Here is a 19,874-nt window from a genome sequence, read left to right as displayed (position 1 = left end):
CCGTGCCGCCGGGGGTGTGTCGCCACCGGCGTATCGCCCGCTATCCGGGCAGATCAGTACCAACCACGCGAGTTGGAGTGGTTCAGTGCCCGGCACGGGGTGCCGTAGCGGCCCTTGATGTACCGGAGACCCCACTTGATCTGGGTCTTGGGGTTGGTCTTCCAGTCCTTGCCGGCACTGCGCATCTTCCGCCCCGGAAGGGCCTGCGGGATGCCGAAGGCGCCGGAGGAACGGTTGCGGGCCTTGTGGTTCCAGTGGCTCTCGCGGTTCCAGAGCTTCACCAGGCACTTGTACTGCCGCTTGGACCAGCCGCGCTTCTTGACCAGGGGCTTGGCGATCGCCTTGTTGCGCTGCGCGCGGGTCTTCTTCTTCGCCTTGGCCTGGGCGGCGACCACGGTGGCCGTGGCAGGGGCGGCGGAGGCCTGGGCGGGAACCGCCTCGGCGGCGAGGCCGAAGGCCAGCGTGCCGGCCAGGATCAGGGCCGCCGAGCGACCCGGCGCGGAGCGACCCCGCTTGGTCGTCGCGGAGCGACCCCGCTCGTTCGTCGCGGAGCGACCCCGCTCGTTCGTCGCGGAGCAACGGAGGGACTTGCGGACCAAAACGAACCTTTCATCGTGCCGGACGGCCCGGTCGGACCGGCGGGGATCACCTCGGTGGGCGCGGCCTCGCGGGGCGAGGCGACCGGGCGCCGGGCGTCAGGGGACGCGGGAACGTGCGGACGGCACCCGAGGGACGGGTGCGGCCTGCGCGGTTACCGAGGTGACGGCGGGACGCCAGGGGTGCGCCTCCGCCGGAGATGTGGGCGTTCCGGCGCGCTCTTCACGCCGGTGCCGTGTTGTGGCCCCGTCGAGGGGCCTGCCGCGTCAGCGCGGCCAGGTGCGCCACAGGATGGATTCCGTGGTCAGAGGACTCGTGTCGTCCTCGCCGGGCGGCCGTGATGGTGGCCGCCCGGAGCGCGTGGTGTGGGGTTCGTCCGCCCCCACAAGGCGGTATGGCTGATGGCGGGTGCGGCTTAGTACCAGCCCTGGGAGAGGAAGGCGTTCCAGCCGCCGCACGGGGTCTTGTAGCGGCTCTTGATGTAGCCGAGGCCCCACTTGATCTGGGTGCGGGCGCTGGTGCGCCAGTCAGCGCCGGCGCTGGCCATCTTGGAGCCCGGCAGCGCCTGCGGGATGCCGTAGGCGCCCGACGGGTTCGCGGCGGTGGTCCGCCAGCCGCTCTCCTTCTCCCACAACTTCACCAGGCAGCCGAACTGGCCCTCGCCGCTGAAGCCGAAGCTGGGCAGCATCGACCGGGCGATCGCCTGCGCCTCGCCCTTGGGCACCGGGTCGCCGCCGACCGGCGCCGAGCCGCCCTCGGTGGGCTTCTTGGTGGGAATGGGGGTCCCCTTGGGCCGCAGCGCCGGAGACTTGCTCGGCTTGCCGCGGGCGGCGCGCGAGGCGCGCTCGTAGGCCTGCTGGCGGCGCTGGGCCTCCAGGGCCTTGGTGTCGACCTTGGGCGCGTCCGCGGCGAGCGGGGCGGGCGACACCGTCGCGGCGCTCTTCTCGCCGGAGTCGTCGCCGGTGAGGGCGAACGCGGCGACCGCGCCGCCGCCGACCAGGACCAGGGCGCCGGCGGCCACCGCGACCACCTTGACGCCGATGCCGGACGGCATGCTCGCCTTGCGCGGGGCACGGCCACGGCCGATCTCGTCACGCGGGCCGTTGGGGCTCGTGGTGAGCGGTCCGGGCGGGAAGGCGTCGACACGCGTCGCCTCGGCGTCGGCCGGCTCGCCGTGGGAGGGCTCGCCGTAGGGGGCCTCGCCGTAGGTGAACTCCCCGGGCGCGGGCACGGCCGCCATGCCGGCGGTGTCACCGCCGATGGCGCCGGTCGGACCGGCGGGGCCGGCTCCGAACGTGGTGCCGGCGACCTTCACGTCGTCCTCGTGGCCCTGGGGGTCAAAGCTCTGTCGTTCGTCTCGCCTAGGGGACCAGGGGTGGTCTCCGTTCAAGGCGGTCCTTCCGACGGTCGAACGCGCATGGACGCGCGCACGAGACGTTTCCACCCCCGGCCGGCGCCCGTCCGGCTGATGGACGGTCCCGGTCCCGGAACGGGGCTACGCGAGTGTGGCGCTTCAGGGGTGCCACACGTGCCCACACCGTTCGGGGGGTGCTTACGAGGAGACACAATGCCCGACGTCGCGGAGTGCTCCGCAACCAAAACGAGACAAGAGGACTGGGTGAGCCGTTTGTCAACTCACTGCAAAGAAACCCAAAACAGCGATGAGACCAGGGCTTCCTCATGCTCGCTCCGGCGAATGTGACCTTCATCACCATTGACGGTGTGATCGCCATTCATCACCATCGGTGACGATCTTCAGACAGAAGAGGGGCGCCTCCGCGGCCGATCGGACCGGCCGCGCAGACGCCCCGTGCACACCTCCGGCGGAGGCTGACGATCAAGCGCCGGCCAGGCGGCGGATCACGCCCCCACGTCGCCCAGCATGTCGGTGACCAGAGCCGCGATCGGCGAACGTTCGGACCTGGTCAGGGTCACGTGCGCGAACAGCGGATGGCCTTTCAACCGTTCCACGACGGCGGCGACGCCGTCATGGCGGCCCACCCGCAGGTTGTCGCGCTGCGCGACGTCGTGGGTCAGGACGACCCGCGAGCCCGCGCCGATCCGTGACAACACCGTCAGCAGGACGCCGCGTTCGAGCGACTGCGCCTCGTCCACGATCACGAACGAGTCGTGCAGCGACCGGCCGCGGATGTGGGTCAGCGGCAGGACCTCCAGCATGCCGCGTTCCAGCACCTCCTCGATGACCTCCGGGCTGGTCACCGCCGAGAGCGTGTCGTAGACCGCCTGGGCCCACGGCGACATCTTCTCGTTCTCCGAACCGGGCAGGTAGCCGAGCTCCTGGCCGCCCACCGCGTACAACGGGCGGAACACCACGACCTTGCGGTGCTGGCGGCGTTCGAGCACCGCCTCCAGGCCCGCGCACAGCGCCAGGGCCGACTTGCCGGTGCCCGCGCGGCCGCCCAGCGAGACGATGCCGACCTCCTCGTCCAGGAGGATGTCCAGCGCGACCCGCTGCTCGGCCGAACGGCCGCGCAGCCCGAAGACCTCGCGGTCCCCCTTGACGAGCCTCACCGACTTGTCGGCCTGCACCCGCGCCAGCGCGGAGCCGCGCTCGGACAGCAGCCGCAGGCCGGTGTGCGTGGGAAGCTCCCGGGTCTCGTCCAGCTCGGCCCGGCCCGTCTCGTACAACTCCTCGATCTGCCCGCCCGGCACCTCGAGCTCGCGCATCCCGGTCCAGCCGGACTCCACCACGGCGAGCTCGGCGCGGTACTCCTCGGCCGTGAGGCCGACCGCCGACGCCTTCACCCGCATCGGCAGGTCCTTGGAGACCAGGACGACGTCACGCCCCTCCTCGGCCAGCCAGGCCGCGACCGACAGGATCCGGGTGTCGTTGTCACCCAGGCGGAACCCGTCCGGCAGGACGCTCGGATCGGAGTGGTTGAGCTCCACCCTGATCGTGCCGCCCTGGTCGCTGATGGGGAGCGCCTCGTCGAGCCTGCCGTGTTCGAGCCGCAGGTCGTCGAGGGTGCGCAGGGCCTGGCGGGCGAAGTAGCCGAGCTCCGGGTGGTGGCGCTTGGCCTCGAGTTCGGAGATGACGACGATGGGAAGTACGACCTCGTGCTCGGCGAACCGGGTCATCGCCCCCGGGTCGGCGAGCAGGACGCTGGTGTCGAGGACGTACGTGCGCCGGTCCGGGCTGGTCTGCCCGGGGTTCCCGGAGGCGGGACGGCGCGGGAGGGATGTGGCCACTCGATCTCCCTGTTTCTGGGGAACTGCCCGGTGGCGCGCCAGTCTGCCCCCGTGCGGCCGCCGTCGCGGCCCGGGGCAGTGATCAGGGGTGGTTGACCGTCAGGAACCGTAGCGCCGGTGCCGCGCGGCATACGAGCGGATCGCCCGCAGGAAGTCGACCTTGCGGAAGTCCGGCCAGTGGACCTCGCAGAAGTAGAACTCCGAGTGGGCGCTCTGCCAGAGCATGAAGCCGGAGAGGCGTTGCTCCCCCGAGGTACGAATGACCAGGTCGGGGTCCGGCTGTCCGCGCGTGTAGAGATGCTCGGCGATGTGCTCAACATCGAGGACCTCGGCGAGCTCCTCGATGCTGGTGCCTTGACCCGCCTGCTCGAGGAGCAGTGAGCGCACCGCATCAGCGATCTCACGTCTACCTCCATACCCAACCGCGACGTTCACAATCAGCCCTGGAGCGCCAGATGTTGCTTCTCCGGCATCTTTAAGGACACGGGCGGTTTTGTCGGGAAGGAGGTCGAGTGCCCCGACCGGCTTGACGTGCCAGCCGTCGGCGGCGAGGTTGCGGACGGTCTTCTCGATGATCTCCAGCAGCGGGGCGAGCTCGCCGGACGGCCGGCTCAGGTTGTCGGTGGACAGCAGCCACAGCGTGACCACCTCGACCCCGGCCTCGGTGCACCAGTGCAGCATCTCGGAGATCTTGTCGGCGCCGCGCTGGTGGCCGCGGTTGACGTCGGCCATGCCCATCGAGCGCGCCCAGCGGCGGTTGCCGTCCAGGATGACGCCGACGTGCCGCGGGACGATGTCGGTCGGCAGCGAGGACTCCACCCGGCGTTCGTACGCGCGGTAGGTGACGTCCCGGATCACGCCGTAGGCGGCGCTGCTCTTGATCGTGGCGATCAGACCCGCGCGTCGCCGCCCCTCGCCCATGTGCTCCCCGTCCTGTGTTCGTCCGCTCCGCGGCCTCGCGGCCCCGCTCCAGGCTCGGGTCACGCGCTCGTGTGCGGCTTGGGACCGTTCCGCCGGTGCCTCGACATGATAGTTGTACGGCTATATCCCCGTACGCCCTTTGCATGCCCGCACGTGGACATGGCACATGGCGGTCAGCGGCGGGTGCCCAGGTGGTCGCGGTAGCTGGCGCCGGCACGTTCGGCCTCGGTGAGGAGCTCGTCGAGGAAGCCGGACAGCTCGGCCGAGGTGAGCACGGCCCGGACCCCGCGGCCGCCCGATCCCCAGGCCTCGACCACGGCGCGGCGGCCCAGCCGCCAGAACCCCTGACCCGCGTGCTCACGCTCGATCCAGACCGAGGACGTGCGGAGCGCGCAGCGCAGCTCGCCGGTGCTGGCCACGTCGCCGCGGTCGCGGTAGCGGAAGGCGAAGAGCTCGGGGTCGCGGACCCCGTCGGCGTGCGGCGGCGGGTCGGGGAACCGGTCGTCCGGATCAGGCCAGCCGGCCGCCTGCGGCGAGCCGTCGGCGCGCGCCGCCACCAGCCGGGCGGCCAGGTCGGCGAGGAAGTATCCGCAGCGCTCCCCCACGGCGCCGAACGAGTCGCCGTCGCGCCGGAGCTCCAGCGTGACCTCGTACGGCGTGCCGCCGCGATCCAGCGACGCGACCGGCACCACGGCCAGCGATGAGCCGTCCAAGCAGCGAAGTCCCCTCACGCTCGGCACATTAGGCGAGGTCATCACCATGATCACACCTAGTGAGGCTTGAGATCATGTAATGAATCGCGGGGCCGCGGTCCCGGGGTCAGGCCTGCGGGCCGGCGGCGCGGGCGCGTTCGACGTACTCCAGGGCGCTGCGCAGCTCGCCCAGCCACTCGTCGGTGTTCTTGCCGACCAGCCGGACGCACCAGGCCAGGGCGTCGCTGCGGCTGCGCGCCACGCCCGCGTCGACCAGCGTGTCGAGGACGCGGCGTTCGGGCTGCCGCAGCCGGGTCATGACCGGCACCGACAACGTGGTGAACATCTCCCGCTGGTCGTCGCAGTCGACGCCCCACGAGACCTTGTGGCCGAACCGGTGCTCGGCCTCGCGCGCGATGGCGATCCGCTGGTCGCGGGTGTCCTCGCGGAACCGCTGGATGTGACCGGCCACGAGGCCGGCCCGTTCGGCCCCGGCGACGTCCCCGGCGGCCGCCGGCACCGGCAGGCGGCCGACGACGCTGACCTCCTCGCGGTCGAGGACCACCTCGGGCGCCCCCTCGAACCAGCCCTCGGGCAGGCGTCCGGCGAACCAGCCGCGCACCGCCTCCGCCGCCTCACTCGTATTCATGTAATCAAAATTACAGGCTGATGAGACCCGCGTCCAAGCTCTGAGACGCATTGACATCCACCTTCTTTTGAGAGTTACTTTCATTTTCTAGATACTCTCATTATGGAGGTGGTGTCATGAAGGGCACGGGATCTCGGCGGTGGTGGGGGCTGGGCGCGCTGGCGCTCAGCCTGCTGGCGCTGGGCTTCGACATGACGATCCTGAACGTGGCGCTCGCGACGATGTCGGCCGAGCTCGACGCGAGCACCAGCGAGCTGCAGTGGATCGTCGACTCCTACATCCTGGTGTTCGCGGCGTTGCTGCTGCCCGCCGGGCTGCTGGGCGACCGGTTCGGGCGCAAGCGCCTGCTCCTGGCCGGCATGGCGATCTTCGGCCTGGCCTCGCTCGGCGGCGCGCTGGCCGGCGGCACGACCGGCGTGATCGTCGCGCGCGCCTTCATGGGCATCGGCGCGGGGCTCATGATGCCGCTGTCCATGTCGATCCTCCCGTCGATCTTCCCGCCCGAGGAGCGCACCCGCGCGGTGGCGATCTGGTCCGCGTCGATGGCGCTCGGCCTGCCGCTCGGGCCGCTGCTGGGCGGCTGGCTGCTGGAGCACTACTGGTGGGGCTCGATCTTCCTGATCAACGTGCCGGTGGTCGCCGTCGGGGCGGTCGCGGTGGCGTTCCTGCTCCCCGAGTCCCGCGACCCCGCGGCGCCGCGGGTGGACGTCGTCGGCTCGCTGCTCTCGATCTGCGGCCTGGTCGCCCTGGTGTACGGGATCACCGAGGGCCCGGTGGACGGCTGGACCGACCCGCTGATCGTCGGCACGATCGGCGGCGGCCTGCTTCTGCTGACCGTGTTCGTCCTGTGGGAGCGGCGGCTGGCGCAGCCGATGATGGACGTCCGGCTGTTCGGCGACACGGTCTTCACCTGGGCGGTGGTCGCCGGCACGATGGCCACCGTCGTGATGGCGGGCGTCCTCTTCGTCCTCCCGCAGTACCTCCAGGTCGTGCAGGGCAACGGGGTGTTCGGCACCGGGCTGCGGCTGATCCCGATGTTGCTCGGGCTGATGACGGGCGGGCTGCTCACCGAGCGGCTGACCGCCCGCACCGGGCACAAGCCGCTCATCGTCACCGGTCTGTTCCTGCTGGCCACGGGCCTCGGCTGGGGCGCGCTGACCGACGCCGGCGACGGCTACTCCAGCACCGCGATGTGGCTGGTCGTGCTCGGCCTCGGGGTCGGCCTCACCATGATCCCCGCGATGGACCTCGTCCTTCAGCGGCTCCCCGACGAACAGGCGGGGCGGGGCTCGGGGCTCGTCCAGACGTTGCGGCAGACCGGCGGCGCGCTGGGCATCGCCGGGCTCGGCAGCCTGCTGTCGGTGGTCTACCGCGACCGCGTCGACGTCGACGGCCTGCCCGCCGGCGCGGCGGACGCCGCCCGCGACTCGGTCGGCGGCGCGGCCGCGGCCGCCGCCCGGCTCCACGACCCCGGGTTGCTGGCCTCGGCGCGGGACGCCTACGTGCACGGGATGAACGCCACGCTCGCGGTCTGCGCACTGGGCGCGCTGGCGGTCGCGCTGCTGGTCTGGATCTTCCAGCCCGCGCCGGAACGTGCGAGCGTGGTCGCCGATGCCGCAGAATCGGACCATGAGCACGTCCCTTCCTGAGCACCCCGCCGACCGTCTGAGCGACCGGCTCGCGGGGCTGCCGCTCCGGGAGCGCAAGAAGCTGAAGACCCGGAGGACCATCCAGGACCACGCCCTCAGGCTCTTCGGCGCGCAGGGCTACGACGCGACCACGGTCGAGCAGATCGCCGAGGCCGCGGAGATCTCGCCCAGCACGTTCTTCCGCTACTTCCCGACCAAGGAGGACGTGGTCGTCACCGACGAGTACGACCCGATCATGGCGGACGTGCTCCGCGCGCAGCCGCCCGAGCTGTCCATGATCGAGGCGCTCCGGGCGACGATGCGCGCCATGCTGCCGCAGATGTTCGCGGTCGACCAGGAGATCGTCATGATCCGGATCCGGCTGACGACGACGGTCCCGGCGCTGCGGGCCCGCACGTTCGAGTCCCTCCGCGAGGGCACCCACACGGTGCTGAAGGAGGCCGTCGCCGAGCGCACGGGCCGGCCGGGCGACGACCTCGAGGCCGACGCGTTCGCCTGGGCGATCGTCGGGGTGCTCATGTCGGCGATGTACGCGTGGATGGACGGCAAGGTCTCGATCGAGGAGATGCCGGACCTGATCGACCACAACCTGGAGCTGGTGGGCGCCGGTTTCCCGCTGTGACCCTCAGCCCGCGACTCGTGCCGCGAGACGCGGGTTGACGCGGACGGCGCCGCGCATGTTGCGGGTGTAGACGTTCTGGACCTGCACGACCGTGCCGCGGCGCGGGGCGGCGAGCATCTTGCCGTTGCCCAGGTAGAGCGCGATGTGCGAGATGTAGCCCGGCGCCGTCGGGTCGTTGGCCCAGATGAGCATGTCGCCGGGCTGCGCCTTGCCGTAGGGGATCACCCAGCCGGCGCGGGCCTGGTCGGCGGCGACGCGCGGGAGGCTGATGCCCGCGCGGGCGAACGCGTACTGCATCAGCCCGGAGCAGTCGTAGCCGCCCTCGGCCTCGGACTCGCCGCCCCACACGTAGGGCCAGCCGAGCCTGGTGTGGGCGGCCTTGATGACGGTCTGGACCTGGCGCGCGGTCATCACCTGGCCGTTGGCGCTGGGCAGCTTCTGCGCGCTGGGGTAGTCGATCGCCGGGTTGACCTCGACGGCCTTGGCCTGCTTGGGCAGCACCTTGCGCAGCGCCTTGACCAGGGTGCCCGCCTTGACCTTGGGCGCGCTGATCAGCAGGGCGTTGCCGGTCGGCACCCCGAGCGCCTGGGCCGTGGAGTGCGAGACGACCGCGTCGACGTCGCCGATGCCCATCGTGGCGTAGGCGCCCACGCGGACGGTCGACTGCCGCTGCTTGCCGCCGACCGGGATCTGGGTGCCGAGCTGCACGCCGCCGTCGCTGCCCATGGTGAACGAGATCGCCACGTCGCCGCCGGCGATGTTGCGCCAGAGCTCGTCGGACTGCGCGGTCGGCTTGGGCGTGTAGTTGCGGAACGTGGACGGCTCGACGCCGAGCAGCCCGACCCGCTTGCCCGCGACCATCGCCTGCACGGCGTCGACCGCCTCGACCCCCTGCACGCCCTTGAGCCTGCGGACCTTGGCGACCGCGTCGGGGGGCAGCGTGCCGGGCGCGGCGACCATCACGTGCGGGGTGAGGCGCTTGGCGAGCGGCGCGATCGCGGTCGGCGACAACGCCGCCTGCGTGCTGCCGGAGGCCGCGACGAAGCGCTGCTGCGCGGTCTGCGGGGTGGTGGTCTCGGTGTCGCCGCCCTGCTCGTGCGCGACCAGGACGGCCGTGTTGACGGCCAGCGTGGTCAGTACCGAAACGCCGATGATCGTCGGAAGGATCCGGCGGTCCGGCTTGCGCACGGCAACACTCCCTCGTAGGTCAACATTGACGACTATGGCCCAGAACCATGACCACCGTCCAGATACCCGGTGCTCCGTGCGCCACCCCGTTAGGGACGGCCGCGATCAGTCAGCCCCGTCTCCGTTACTCATTGGTAACACCAAGCCGCACTGAGATCAAGGTCACTCGATGACAAACTACGCGAGCCGGTCACCCTTCGGAGGCCGGGCCGCGCAACTCGCGCATCAGGTCGGCCGTCGCGGTCACGGGCAGCCGGCACGCGAAGTCGCGGCAGACGTAGGCGGCGGGCGCCCCGCCCACCAGCCCGCGGCCTTCGAGCAGCGGAACGTCCGAGCCGCCAGGCTCGCCCACGGCCACGACCGCCCCGGGCGACACCGCCATCAGCGCGGTCTGGTGCAGCGCCTTCGTCCGTTCGTCATCGGGGGCCCCGACGACCGCGACCTCCAGCGGCCCGGCGGCGAAGGCCTCGCCGACCGCCAGGCCCCAGCCCGCGAACCGCGCGTGCTTCTCCGCCAGCAGCGACACCGGCCCGAGCGCCGCGGCCGCCGCGTCGCGATGGCGGTGCGATCCGGTCAGCGCCGCGTACGACAGCAGTGCGCCGGCCGCCGCGAACTGGCCCGAGGGCGTCGCGTTGTCGGTCGGGTCCTGCGGCCGCCGGAACAGCCGCTCGGCGTCGTCGGCCGTGTCGTAGAAGCCGCCCTGCCCGTCGCCGAACCGGTCGAGCACGGTGTCGAGCAGCGCGCCCGCGAGCCTCACCCACTCGGCGTCGCCGGTGATCCCGTACAGCGCGAGAATCCCTTCGGATACATCTGCATAGTCTTCGAGTACGCCCGCATTGGCCCCGGCGCCACCGTCCCGGGACGTGCGCACGAGCCGCCCGTCGTTCACGTGGAGCCGCTCGACGAGCCGCGCGACGCCCTCGGCCTCCGCCACCAGGTCGGGCCGCCCGAACAGCGCGCCGCATTCGGCCAGCGCCGCGACGGCCAGCCCGTTCCAGGCCGCGACCACCTTGTCGTCCCTGGCCGGCGGCACCCGGCGCTCCCGCTCGGCGAGCAGCGCCGCGCGCACCCGCGCGTAACGCTCCAGGTCGTCCGGGTCCCGCGGCAGTTGCAGCACCGAGGTCCCGTGCTCGAACGTCCCGGTGACGTCGAACAACTCCGCCGCCCACGCGCCGTCCTCGTCCCCCAGGACCTCGCGCAGCTGCTCGGGCGTCCACACGTAGAACCTGCCCTCGACGCCCTCGCTGTCGGCGTCCAGCGCGGAGGCCAGCCCGCCCTGCTCGGTGCGCAGGTCGCGCACCATCCAGTCGCAGGTCTCCAGCGCGATCCGCCGCGCGAACGGGCTGCCGGTCAGCCGCCACCAGTGCGCGTAGACCCGCGCCAGCAGCGCGTTGTCGTACAACATCTTCTCGAAGTGCGGCACGACCCACGAGGCGTCGACCGAGTACCGGGCGAACCCGCCGCCCAGCTGGTCGTACATCCCGCCGCGGGCCATCGCCTCCAGCGTGTGCCCGGCCATCGCCAGCGCCTCGGCGTCCCCGGTGCGGGCGTGGTGGCGGAGCAGGAACTCCAGCGCCATCGACGGCGGGAACTTCGGCGCTCCCCCGAAGCCGCCCCGCGCCCGGTCGTAGGACGCGGCCAGCGACGGCACCGCCTCCGCCAGCCGTTCCGGCGCGGGCGCCTCCGCCGCGCCCCCGCCCGCGACCGGGCCGCGCGAGCTCAGCGCGGTGACGACCTCCTGCCCCTGGCCGACGACCTCGTCCCGCTGCTCGGTCCACGCCGTGTGGACGGCGGTGAGCAACGCCTGGAACTGCGGCCGGGGGAAATAGGTGCCGCAATAGAACGGGTGGCCGTCCGGGGTCATGAACACCGTCATCGGCCAGCCGCCCTGGCCGGTCAGCGCCTGGGTGGCCTCCATGTAGACGGCGTCGACGTCCGGCCGCTCCTCGCGGTCGACCTTGACGTTGACGAACCGCGCGTTCATGAGCCGGGCCGTCTCGGCGTCCTCGAACGACTCGTGCGCCATGACATGGCACCAGTGGCAGGCCGCGTAGCCGACCGACAGGAGGATCGGGACGTCGCGCCGTCTGGCTTCGGCGAACGTCTCGTCGCTCCACTCCCACCAGTCCACCGGGTTGTCCGCGTGCTGGAGCAGGTACGGGCTCGTCGCGTCCTTGAGGCGGTTCATGCCCCGATCCTGCCCGATCCCCGGGCGCCTACCGGCGGGGGGCTCGGTAGATCTTCACCCAGTCGACGTGCATCGTGACCCAGCGCGGCGTGGTGCGGGTGCGGCAGAAGCCGGCTCCGCGGTCGCACACCTGGTCGTTCTGCAGGGCGAGGCCCATCGTGCTGCGCTCGGGCGTCAGCGGGCCGCGGTAGGTCCACACCTTCCTTCGGGTCGCGGCGTTCAGTGCCGGCGCCGCCGCGGCATGAGCACCCGGTCGAGATCGTGCACGAGCACGATGTCCCCGCCGTACGCCGCCGCGGCCTGCTCGACGAAGAGCGGCTCGTCCTCGGCGCGGTAACGCTCGGACAGGTGCGTCAGGACGAGGCGCCGCACGCCGGCGGCCTCGGCCACCTGGCCCGCCTGCCGCGCGGTGAGATGCCCGTAGTCGGTGGCCAGCCTCTCGTCGGCGTTCAGGAACGTGGACTCGATGACGAGCAGGTCGACGCCGTCTGCGAGCTCGTGCACGCCGTCGCACAGCCGGGTGTCCATGACGAACGCGACCTTCTGGCCGGGCCGGCGCGCGCTGCACTCCTCGAGCGTCACCGTGCGGCCGTCCGGCGTGACGACGGCGCCCGTCTCCTGGAGCACGCGCACCAGCGGGCCGCGCACGCCGAACGCCGCCAGCGCCTCGGGCCGCATGGTCACCCCGTCCGGCTCCTCCAGCCGGTACCCGTACGCCTCGACGGGATGGGACAGCCGCCGCGCGGTCAGGCCGAACGGGGCGGCGCCGGTGTCGAGGCGCATCCGCTCCCCCGAGATCGGCTGCTCGACGATGACGCCGGTGTCGCGGAACGGCGTCGCGTGGCGGAGCCGGCGCCAGTACTCGAGCCCGCTCGCCGGGAACGCCGCGTCCACCCGGTGCTCGACGCCGTCGCGCGCGATCCGCTGCACGATGCCCGGCACTCCGAGGCAGTGGTCGCCGTGGAAGTGCGTCACGCAGATCCACGTCACGTCGGTCGCGCTGACCCCGACGTGGGCCATCTGCCGCTGGGTGCCCTCGCCCGGGTCGAACAGCAGCCCGTGGCCGTCCCAGCGCAGCAGGTACCCGTTGTGGTTGCGGGCCTTGGTGGGGACGGCGCTGGCGGAGCCGAGGACGACGAGATCACGAGCGGACATGACCCCCATGGTGCCCGTCCGGGCCCGATCGGCCGAACGATATTCTGCCTGCGAGCACGCCCTTACCCCGAGGAGCGCCCGTGGGCAGCAGCAAGCGCGACAAGATCAAGATGACGCCCGCCGAGACCGCGGGCTTCCTGGCCTCCTCGCACAAGGTGCAGGTCGCCACCATCGGCAAGGACGGCGAGCCGCACCTGGTCACGATGTTCTACGCGCTGTACGAGGGCAAGATCGCGTTCTCCACGTACAAGGCGTCGCAGAAGGTGCTCAACCTGCGCCGCAACCCCACGATGACCTGCCTGGTCGAGGACGGCGAGGAGTACGCCGAGCTGCGCGGCGCCGCCCTCTACGGCCGGGGCCGCATCGTCGAGGACCCCGAGGTCCGCCTCCAGGTCGGGGCCGTGGTCGGCGCCCGCCTGGCCGGGTTGCCGGCGCCCGAGCCGGGCGCCGTGCTCGACCCCGAGTTCGCCGCCTCGCTGGAACAGTCCCTGGCCAAGCGCGTGATCATCGTCATGGACCCCGACCGCGTCGTCACCTGGGACCACGGCAAGGCCTGACGACCCGCCCTGCCGGAGCCCGGGATCACGCGGTGGGGTCGTCGCCCTTCTCTGCGGCGGCCTCCGTGGTGCGGGCCTCGGGGGCGTCGGCCTTCACGTCGGCCTTCACGTCGGCCTTCACGTCGGCCTTCACGTCGGCCTTCACGTCGGACTTCTTCGCCTGGGCCGCTTCCCACTCCCGCTGCTTGATGTCGGCCTCGCGGGGCGCCTGGATCTTGCCGATCCGCTTGTTCATCGAGCGGACCAGGAAGACCACCGCGACCGCCAGGGCGATGAACACCCCGAAGCCGAGAAAGCCCGGCGTGACCGTGTCGTCGTTGAGCGGAAGGGGGTTGGCGAGTACGAGCACTACAGAGACACCTTCTCCCGGATGCCGGCGAACAGATCGTCCTCCGGCAGTTCGGTGTCGACCAGGGACCTGGCCAAATGGTAGTCCTCGGTCGGCCATGCCTCACGCTGGACGTCCAGCGGGCACACGAACCAGAAGCCGTTCGGGTCGATCTGGGTGGCGTGCGCGAGCAGGGCCTGGTCGCGCGTCTCGAAGTAGTCGGCGCACGGGACCCGGGTGGTCACCGCCCACGGCTGCGGGCGGTCCTCCATGTTCTTGAGCCACTCCCCGTAGGGCGACTCGATCCCGGCCTTGGTCATGGCGGCGTCGAGCGCCACGAGCCGGTCCTTGGTGAAGGTCATGTGGTAGTAGAGCTTGAGCGGCTGCCACGGCTCGCCCGTGCCCGGGTAGCGGTCCGGGTCGCCCGCGGCCTCGAACGCCTCCACCGACACCTCGTGCGTCTTGACGTGGTCGGGGTGCGGGTAGCCGCCCTTCTCGTCATAGGTGAGCATGACGTGCGGCCGGAACTCGCGGATGGCCTTGACCAGCGGCTCGGTGGCCGTCTCCAGCGGCTCCAGCGCGAAGCAGCCCTCCGGCAGCGGCGGGGGCGGCTCGCCCTCGGGGAAGCCGGAGTCGACGAAGCCCAGCCACGACTGCCGGACGCCGAGGATCTCGCGCGCGCGGGCCATCTCCTGCTCGCGGACCTTGCCGATGTCGGCCTTGATCTCCGGACGGTCCATGGCCGGGTTGAGAATGTCGCCGCGTTCACCACCCGTGCAGGTGACGACGAGGACCTCCACCCCGTCGGCCACGTAGCGGGCCATCGTCGCCGCGCCCTTGCTCGACTCGTCGTCAGGGTGGGCGTGCACGGCCATCAGCCGCAACGGTTCGGACACCTGCTCGGGCACCTCGGCATCTCCCTCTGGAGGCTCTGGCGGGACCCCGGTTCGGAGCACGCGCCACGACGGAAGAGAATTGTTCCTGACAACGCCCGCACCCCGCACGGAGATTCCCCGCGATGGCCCAGCCGCATGAGCAGACCACCCCCGCCGCGACACCTGCCCGTCGCGGCCGGCTCGGCCTTGTGATCATCGGCCTGGTGGCGGCGGTCTGCGCCGGCGGCTGGGCCGTGATCATGGGCAACGTGGGCCAGCAACCCGGCATCGCCCAGCAGACGATCACCTACAGCGTACTGAGCGACTCGGCCGTGCGGATCACCTACTCGGTGTCCAAGAGCCGGGACGACGAGGTGCGCTGCGTGGTCGACGCGTTCGACACCGACTTCGCCATCGTCGGCGAGCAGGAAATCACCCTGCCGCGCGGCCAGAAGAGCCTCACCCGCACCGACACGCTCCAGACCAGCAAGCGCGCCACCGGAGCCCGTGTACAGACCTGCCGGAAGGTGTGAACCTCCGCACCGGCTCGCGCGTTGTACTTGTGTCGACAAGCCGTGAAACGGCTGGTGAAGACCCGTCCGTGCTTGGCCGGTTGCAGAGGGCTTCAAGAGGGAACCTTTACCTCTGCACACCGGATAGGCTAGAGGTTTCACCCGGCCGCATTTCATGTGGATGAGGAGTATCCGTGACCGAGACCCGCGCTGACAACGTCACCTGGCTGACCCAGGAGGCGTACGACCGGCTCAAGTCTGAGCTGGACCATCTGTCGGGCCCGGGCCGCATCGAGATCGCAGCGAAGATCGAGGCGGCGCGGGAAGAGGGCGACCTGCGCGAGAACGGCGGCTACCACGCGGCCAAGGAAGAGCAGGGCAAGATCGAGGGTCGCATCCTCCAGCTCCAGGCCATCCTGGAGAACGCGCGCGTCGGTGAGGCCCCCCGCACCGAAGGGGTCGTCGGGCCGGGCATGACCGTCACCATCGCCTTCCAGGGCGACGACGAGGAGGTCACGTTCCTGCTCGCCTCCCGCGAAGAGAGCGGCGCCCCCATAGACGTCTACTCCCCCAAGTCCCCCCTCGGTGCCGCGATCAACGGCAAGAAGGTGGGCGAGACGGCGTCGTACTCGCTGCCCAACGGACGCAGCATGAGCGTCGAGATCCTGGACGCCACGCCGTACCAGGGCGCATGACCTCATCCCCTCGCTGAGGGGCCCCAGGCCGGGGAAAGCCGTTCGCGGTCCGTCGCTCCATCGGAGCGGCGGACCGCCGGTTTTCCCCGGCTTTTCATGATCTCGCCGGCCCGCCGTCAGGGGCCTTGCGGCCGAGCCGTTCGGCGGCCGCCCGGACGAGCGGGAGCGTGCGCTGCCTGACCTGGGTGGCCAGCGAGATCACCGAGGACGCCCGTTCCACCCCCTCCACGTCGACGATCACATCGATGACGCGCTGGAGGTCCTGGTTGCTGCGGGCCACCACCCGGCACAACATGTCGCCGCCGCCGGTGATCGTGTGCGCCTCGATCACCTCGGGCACCTCCGCCAGCTGTTCCGCCACCGGGTCGTGCCCGCTGCGCCTCCGCCCCCGGCTCTGCCTGATCTGCAGCGTGACGAACGCGGTCACCCCGTACCCCAGGGCCGCGGGGTCGACCTCCGGGCCGAAGCCGCGGACCACGCCGTCCCGGGCGAGCCGGTCGAGCCGGGCCTGCACGGTGCCGCGGGCCACGCCGAGCCGCCGGGACGCCTCCAGCACGCCGATGCGCGGCTCGGCGGCGAACAGTTCGAGCAGCCGCGCGTCGAGGGCGTCGATCGCCACCCGTGCCCTCCCATGGTCATGATGTACAGAAAGCTCGGACCTACTGGCCGGTCGCTATACATAGTGCCCAATGATTCAGAGCACTGTTGCGCACTCTGTAGGTCGTTGTCGACATTGGGTCCATGGATGAGTTCCCGGTCAAGGGCATGGACGCCGTCGTCTTCGCCGTCGGCAACGCCAAGCAGGCAGCGCACTACTACTCGACCGCTTTCGGGATGCGCCGGGTGGCCTATCGCGGCCCTGAGAACGGCAGCCCCGACGAGGCGGCGCACGTGCTCGAGTCCGGCGGGGCGCGGTTCGTCTTCCGCGGGCCGGTGCGCGCGGGCACCGACCTCGGCCGGCACGTCGCCGAGCACGGCGACGGCGTCGTGGACCTGGCCATCGAGGTCCCGGACGTGGAGGCGGCCTACCGGCACGCCCTGGCCAAGGGCGCCGTGGGCCTCTCCGAGCCCGAGGTCCTGGAGGACGACCACGGCAAGGTCGTGATCGCCTCGATCGCCACGTACGGTGAGACCCGGCACACCCTGGTCGACCGCTCCAACTACTCCGGCCCCTACCTGCCCGGCTTCGTCGCCGCCGACCCGATCGTCCCGCCCGCCTCGGAGGGCCGCTCCGCCGAGCGGTGCTTCCAGGCGATCGACCACTGCGTGGGCAACGTCGAGCGCATGGACGAGTGGGCCGACTTCTACCACCGGGTCATGGGCTTCACCGACATGGCCGAGTTCATCGGCGACGACATCGCCACCGAGTACTCCGCGCTCATGTCCAAGGTGGTCGCGGACGGCACCCGCAAGGTCAAGTTCCCGCTGAACGAGCCCGCCGAGAGCAGGCGCAAGTCCCAGATCGACGAGTACCTGGAGTTCTACGGCGGGCCCGGCGTGCAGCACATCGCGCTGGCGACCAACGACATCCTGGCGTCCGTCGACCGGATGCGGGCGGCGGGCGTGGAGTTCCTGGAGACCCCCGACTCCTACTACGAGGACCCCGAGCTCCGTACCCGCATCGGCGAGGTCAGGGTGCCGGTCGAGGAGCTCCAGCGGCGCCGGATCCTCGTCGACCGCGACGAGGACGGCTACCTGCTGCAGATCTTCACCAAGCCCGTGCAGGACCGCCCGACCGTCTTCTTCGAGCTGATCGAGCGGCACGGCTCGCTCGGGTTCGGCAAGGGCAACTTCAAGGCCCTCTTCGAGGCCATCGAGCGCGAGCAGGAACGTCGCGGCAACCTCTGATGGCCCTCCTCGGCTCCCCGGGTCTCCCCTCCCTCCCGGGGAGCCGAGCCTTTCCGCCAGAATGAACCGCCATGACGACGCCACAGGATCCCTCCGACTCCCCGGCTCCCGGGTGGCAGCCGCCTGACGCCGCCCCGCCCCAGGAGCCCGAACGCCCCGGACCGTACGAGGGAACGTACGGTTCGTCCCAGCCGCCGCCCGGCACCGCCCCGTACGGCGGAGCGCCGCCGCACCCGGGCCAGGCCCATCCCGGCGGCGCCCACCCCGCCCCCTACGCCGAAGGTCCGCCACCGGGCGGGCCCCAGCTGGCCGGCCGCTGGGCACGGCTGGGCGGCGCGATCCTGGACAGCCTGATCGTGGGCGCGGCGTCCGTCCCGTTCATCGTCCAGGCGATCAAGTGGGACGAGCTGAACAAGGCCGCCGAGTCCGGGGACACGATGGTGGCGCCCGGGGACGTCTACGACATCCCGCGGCTGCTCATCGGCTACGCGTTCGCGCTGGTGATCGGCTTCGCGTACTACGTGGTCCAGCACGTGAAGTGGGGTCAGACGATCGGCAAGCGGGCGGCCGGCACCCGGGTGGTCCGGGCGTCCGACAACGGCGCCATCGGCTGGGGCGAGGCGATCACCCGGCAGGTCGTCACCTACATCTTCAGCGTCGGCTCGGCCGCGCTCAACTTCGTCGTCCCGATCTTCGGCGTCCTGGGGATCCTCGACCCCGCGTGGATCCTCTGGGACCAGCGCAGGCAGGCTCTCCACGACAAGGCGGCGGGCACGGTCGTGCTCAAGGTCGACCACCGGGCCCCGAACCCGTACCACCGGGGCTGAGCCATTTCTCGTCCTCGATCGGGCAAATCTTGATCGAGACACGGCGTCGCGGCGTTTGCCGGACCGGGCGCGGGCTCACGTTGACGGCATGACCCAACCGCCGCACGACCCCGCGCCCGGGGAGCAGCCGGACGACCAGCCGTGGCGGTCGCCTGCCGAGTCCGGGCCTGCCCAGCCATCGACACCGGACCCGGAAGCGGCTCCGCCCGCGTCCCACGACGGCCCTTCGGCCGACGAGCCGTCCTACGGCGACCGGCCGAACTACGACCCGCCCGGATCTGGTGGCCAGACCGGCTACGGAAGCCGGCCGGGGACCGGCGGCCAGCCCGGCTATGGGAATCAGCCCGGTTCCAGCCAGCCCGCCGCCGGTGGGCAGCCCGGGTACGGGAGCGGCCAGCCCGGCCAGGAGCCCGGCGCGGGCGGTCAGCCCGGCTACGGGCAGCAGCAGCCCGGCACGGGCGGCCAGCCCGGGTACGGAAGCGGCCAGCCCGGCTACGGGCAGGAGTCCGGCGCGAGCGGCCAGCCCGGGTACGGAAGCGGCCAGCCCGGCTACGGGCAGGAGCCCGGCGCGAGCGGCCAGCCCGCCTACGGGCAGCAGCCCGGCGCGAGCGGCCAGCCCGGTTACGGGCAGGAGCCCGGGTACGGGCAGCAGCAGCCTGGTGCGGGCGGCCAGCCCGGGTACGGGCAGCAGCCGCCCTCCTACGGCGAGCAGCCTCCCTACGGCGGTGCCGGTGCCGCCGGTGGCGCCGCCGGGGGCTACGGCGGTGGCCAGCCTCCGTACGGCGGGGGCGGCGGGCTGCCCGGCTACGGCGGCGGAGACGCCGGATACAACGACCCGTCCGCCGGGCTGGCGAGTATCGGCCAGCGCCTGGGCGCCGGGCTCATCGACATGCTCCTGGTCGTGGTCGTCGGCTCGATCGTCTCGGCGCCGTTCGTCGACTGGCACCGGGTGTTCAACCCCGAGACCGGCGAGTCCGTCTCGTTCCAGACCGGGCAGTGGTTCGCCAACCTGCTCACCGCCGTGCTGGCGTTCGTCTACTACTGGTTCATGACCAAGAAGTACGGTCAGACGCTGGGCAAGAAGGCCCTGAAGATCCGGGTCGTCCGGGAAGAGGACGGCGGCGCGCTCGACAACAACCGGACCATCATCCGTGAGGGTCTCTGGGTCGTGCTCTTCCTGATCTGCTGCTGCCTGGGGTGGATCATCGACGTCCTGTGGATCCTCTGGGACGAGAAGCGCCAGGCGCTGCACGACAAGGCCGCGCACAGCGTCGTCGTCAAGGTTCAGCCGGGGGCGCCCGACCCCTATGCCGGTCGCTGACCGGGATCGGGTTGGTTCAACCGAGTTGCCCAGACTGCCT

The 19,874-nt window shown here is 71.5% G+C and carries 21 protein-coding genes; 8 read left to right on the top strand and 13 right to left on the bottom strand.

Annotated features, from left to right (window positions below; translation table 11 throughout):
• Nucleotides 1-53: 53 nt before the first annotated feature.
• The 6 genes from ABZ810_RS22315 to ABZ810_RS22290 form a co-directional block, all read right to left on the bottom strand.
• The gene (locus ABZ810_RS22315) at nt 54-599 is read right to left on the bottom strand and encodes a lytic transglycosylase domain-containing protein (protein ID WP_358405929.1); all 546 of its coding nucleotides are present in this window, start codon (nt 597-599) and stop codon (nt 54-56) included.
• A gap of 413 nt (nt 600-1,012) precedes the next feature.
• Nucleotides 1,013-1,912, bottom strand: coding sequence for a lytic transglycosylase domain-containing protein (locus tag ABZ810_RS22310; RefSeq protein WP_358405928.1), 900 nt, complete (start codon nt 1,910-1,912; stop codon nt 1,013-1,015).
• Nucleotides 1,913-2,457: 545 nt separating this feature from the next.
• Entirely contained in the window at nt 2,458-3,807 is a 1,350-nt protein-coding gene (locus tag ABZ810_RS22305) for a PhoH family protein (protein ID WP_358405927.1), read from the bottom strand.
• Between the two features lie 99 nt (nt 3,808-3,906).
• The gene (locus ABZ810_RS22300; RefSeq protein ID WP_358405926.1) at nt 3,907-4,728 is read right to left on the bottom strand and encodes an isoprenyl transferase; all 822 of its coding nucleotides are present in this window, start codon (nt 4,726-4,728) and stop codon (nt 3,907-3,909) included.
• Between the two features lie 173 nt (nt 4,729-4,901).
• Entirely contained in the window at nt 4,902-5,441 is a 540-nt protein-coding gene (locus ABZ810_RS22295) for a hypothetical protein (protein ID WP_358405924.1), read from the bottom strand.
• A gap of 106 nt (nt 5,442-5,547) precedes the next feature.
• Nucleotides 5,548-6,069: a hypothetical protein gene (locus tag ABZ810_RS22290; RefSeq protein WP_358405922.1), complete on the bottom strand. Its 522-nt coding sequence runs from the start codon at nt 6,067-6,069 to the stop codon at nt 5,548-5,550.
• 116 nt (nt 6,070-6,185) lie between these two features.
• On the opposite strand from ABZ810_RS22290, the gene ABZ810_RS22285 reads away from it, so the two are divergent.
• Both ABZ810_RS22285 and ABZ810_RS22280 read left to right on the top strand, forming a co-directional pair.
• A complete protein-coding gene (locus ABZ810_RS22285) occupies nt 6,186-7,718 on the top strand; it encodes a DHA2 family efflux MFS transporter permease subunit (protein WP_358405921.1) in 1,533 nt (510 codons plus the stop codon).
• Complete coding sequence (locus ABZ810_RS22280) at nt 7,699-8,340, top strand: TetR family transcriptional regulator (RefSeq protein ID WP_358405920.1); 642 nt, start codon at nt 7,699-7,701, stop codon at nt 8,338-8,340. Before ABZ810_RS22285 ends, ABZ810_RS22280 begins: the two co-directional genes overlap by 20 nt.
• A gap of 3 nt (nt 8,341-8,343) precedes the next feature.
• Here the strand turns inward: ABZ810_RS22280 and ABZ810_RS22275 are convergent, their stop codons facing one another.
• The 4 genes from ABZ810_RS22275 to ABZ810_RS22260 all read right to left on the bottom strand — a co-directional run bounded on the left by ABZ810_RS22275 (nt 8,344) and on the right by ABZ810_RS22260 (nt 12,871).
• A complete protein-coding gene (locus tag ABZ810_RS22275; RefSeq protein WP_358405919.1) occupies nt 8,344-9,528 on the bottom strand; it encodes a C40 family peptidase in 1,185 nt (394 codons plus the stop codon).
• Nucleotides 9,529-9,718: 190 nt separating this feature from the next.
• Nucleotides 9,719-11,716, bottom strand: a complete 1,998-nt coding sequence (locus ABZ810_RS22270; protein ID WP_358405917.1) for a thioredoxin domain-containing protein — start codon at nt 11,714-11,716, stop codon at nt 9,719-9,721.
• A gap of 28 nt (nt 11,717-11,744) precedes the next feature.
• Nucleotides 11,745-11,915: a hypothetical protein gene (locus ABZ810_RS22265; RefSeq protein WP_358405915.1), complete on the bottom strand. Its 171-nt coding sequence runs from the start codon at nt 11,913-11,915 to the stop codon at nt 11,745-11,747.
• Between the two features lie 20 nt (nt 11,916-11,935).
• Complete coding sequence (locus ABZ810_RS22260) at nt 11,936-12,871, bottom strand: ribonuclease Z (protein ID WP_358405914.1); 936 nt, start codon at nt 12,869-12,871, stop codon at nt 11,936-11,938.
• A gap of 80 nt (nt 12,872-12,951) precedes the next feature.
• Between ABZ810_RS22260 and ABZ810_RS22255 the strand changes: the two genes are divergently transcribed.
• Nucleotides 12,952-13,428 (top strand): pyridoxamine 5'-phosphate oxidase family protein, encoded by a 477-nt coding sequence (locus ABZ810_RS22255; protein WP_358405911.1) that lies wholly within the window; start codon nt 12,952-12,954, stop codon nt 13,426-13,428.
• Between the two features lie 25 nt (nt 13,429-13,453).
• Here the strand turns inward: ABZ810_RS22255 and ABZ810_RS22250 are convergent, their stop codons facing one another.
• Both ABZ810_RS22250 and mca read right to left on the bottom strand, forming a co-directional pair.
• On the bottom strand, nt 13,454-13,777 hold the full coding sequence (locus tag ABZ810_RS22250; RefSeq protein ID WP_358405910.1) for a hypothetical protein: 324 nt from the start codon (nt 13,775-13,777) through the stop codon (nt 13,454-13,456).
• Nucleotides 13,777-14,652 (bottom strand): mycothiol conjugate amidase Mca, encoded by an 876-nt coding sequence (gene mca, locus ABZ810_RS22245; RefSeq protein WP_358406279.1) that lies wholly within the window; start codon nt 14,650-14,652, stop codon nt 13,777-13,779. The genes ABZ810_RS22250 and mca overlap by 1 nt, the downstream gene beginning before the upstream one ends.
• 122 nt (nt 14,653-14,774) lie before the next feature.
• Here mca and ABZ810_RS22240 point away from each other — a divergent pair, with 122 nt between their 5' ends.
• Together ABZ810_RS22240 and greA are read left to right on the top strand one after the other, a co-directional pair.
• Entirely contained in the window at nt 14,775-15,164 is a 390-nt protein-coding gene (locus ABZ810_RS22240; protein ID WP_358405908.1) for a DUF4307 domain-containing protein, read from the top strand.
• Between the two features lie 173 nt (nt 15,165-15,337).
• Nucleotides 15,338-15,838, top strand: a complete 501-nt coding sequence (greA, locus tag ABZ810_RS22235; protein ID WP_358405906.1) for a transcription elongation factor GreA — start codon at nt 15,338-15,340, stop codon at nt 15,836-15,838.
• A 94-nt stretch (nt 15,839-15,932) separates the two neighbouring features.
• Here the strand turns inward: greA and ABZ810_RS22230 are convergent, their stop codons facing one another.
• Nucleotides 15,933-16,457 (bottom strand): Lrp/AsnC family transcriptional regulator, encoded by a 525-nt coding sequence (locus tag ABZ810_RS22230; RefSeq protein ID WP_358405903.1) that lies wholly within the window; start codon nt 16,455-16,457, stop codon nt 15,933-15,935.
• 122 nt (nt 16,458-16,579) lie between these two features.
• Here ABZ810_RS22230 and hppD point away from each other — a divergent pair, with 122 nt between their 5' ends.
• From hppD to ABZ810_RS22215, 3 genes are all read left to right on the top strand, one after another.
• Nucleotides 16,580-17,686 (top strand): 4-hydroxyphenylpyruvate dioxygenase, encoded by a 1,107-nt coding sequence (hppD, locus tag ABZ810_RS22225; protein WP_358405901.1) that lies wholly within the window; start codon nt 16,580-16,582, stop codon nt 17,684-17,686.
• 71 nt (nt 17,687-17,757) lie between these two features.
• Entirely contained in the window at nt 17,758-18,513 is a 756-nt protein-coding gene (locus ABZ810_RS22220) for an RDD family protein (protein ID WP_358405900.1), read from the top strand.
• Nucleotides 18,514-18,601: 88 nt separating this feature from the next.
• Nucleotides 18,602-19,834, top strand: coding sequence for an RDD family protein (locus tag ABZ810_RS22215; protein ID WP_358405899.1), 1,233 nt, complete (start codon nt 18,602-18,604; stop codon nt 19,832-19,834).
• Nucleotides 19,835-19,874 lie beyond the last annotated feature (40 nt).

It is taken from the genome of Spirillospora sp. NPDC047279 (genome assembly GCF_040643285.1).
In the GTDB taxonomy this organism is placed as follows: domain Bacteria; phylum Actinomycetota; class Actinomycetes; order Streptosporangiales; family Streptosporangiaceae; genus Spirillospora.
The sequence above is the reverse complement of the archived record's forward strand: the minus strand, read 5'-3'. Positions and strand labels throughout refer to the sequence as shown.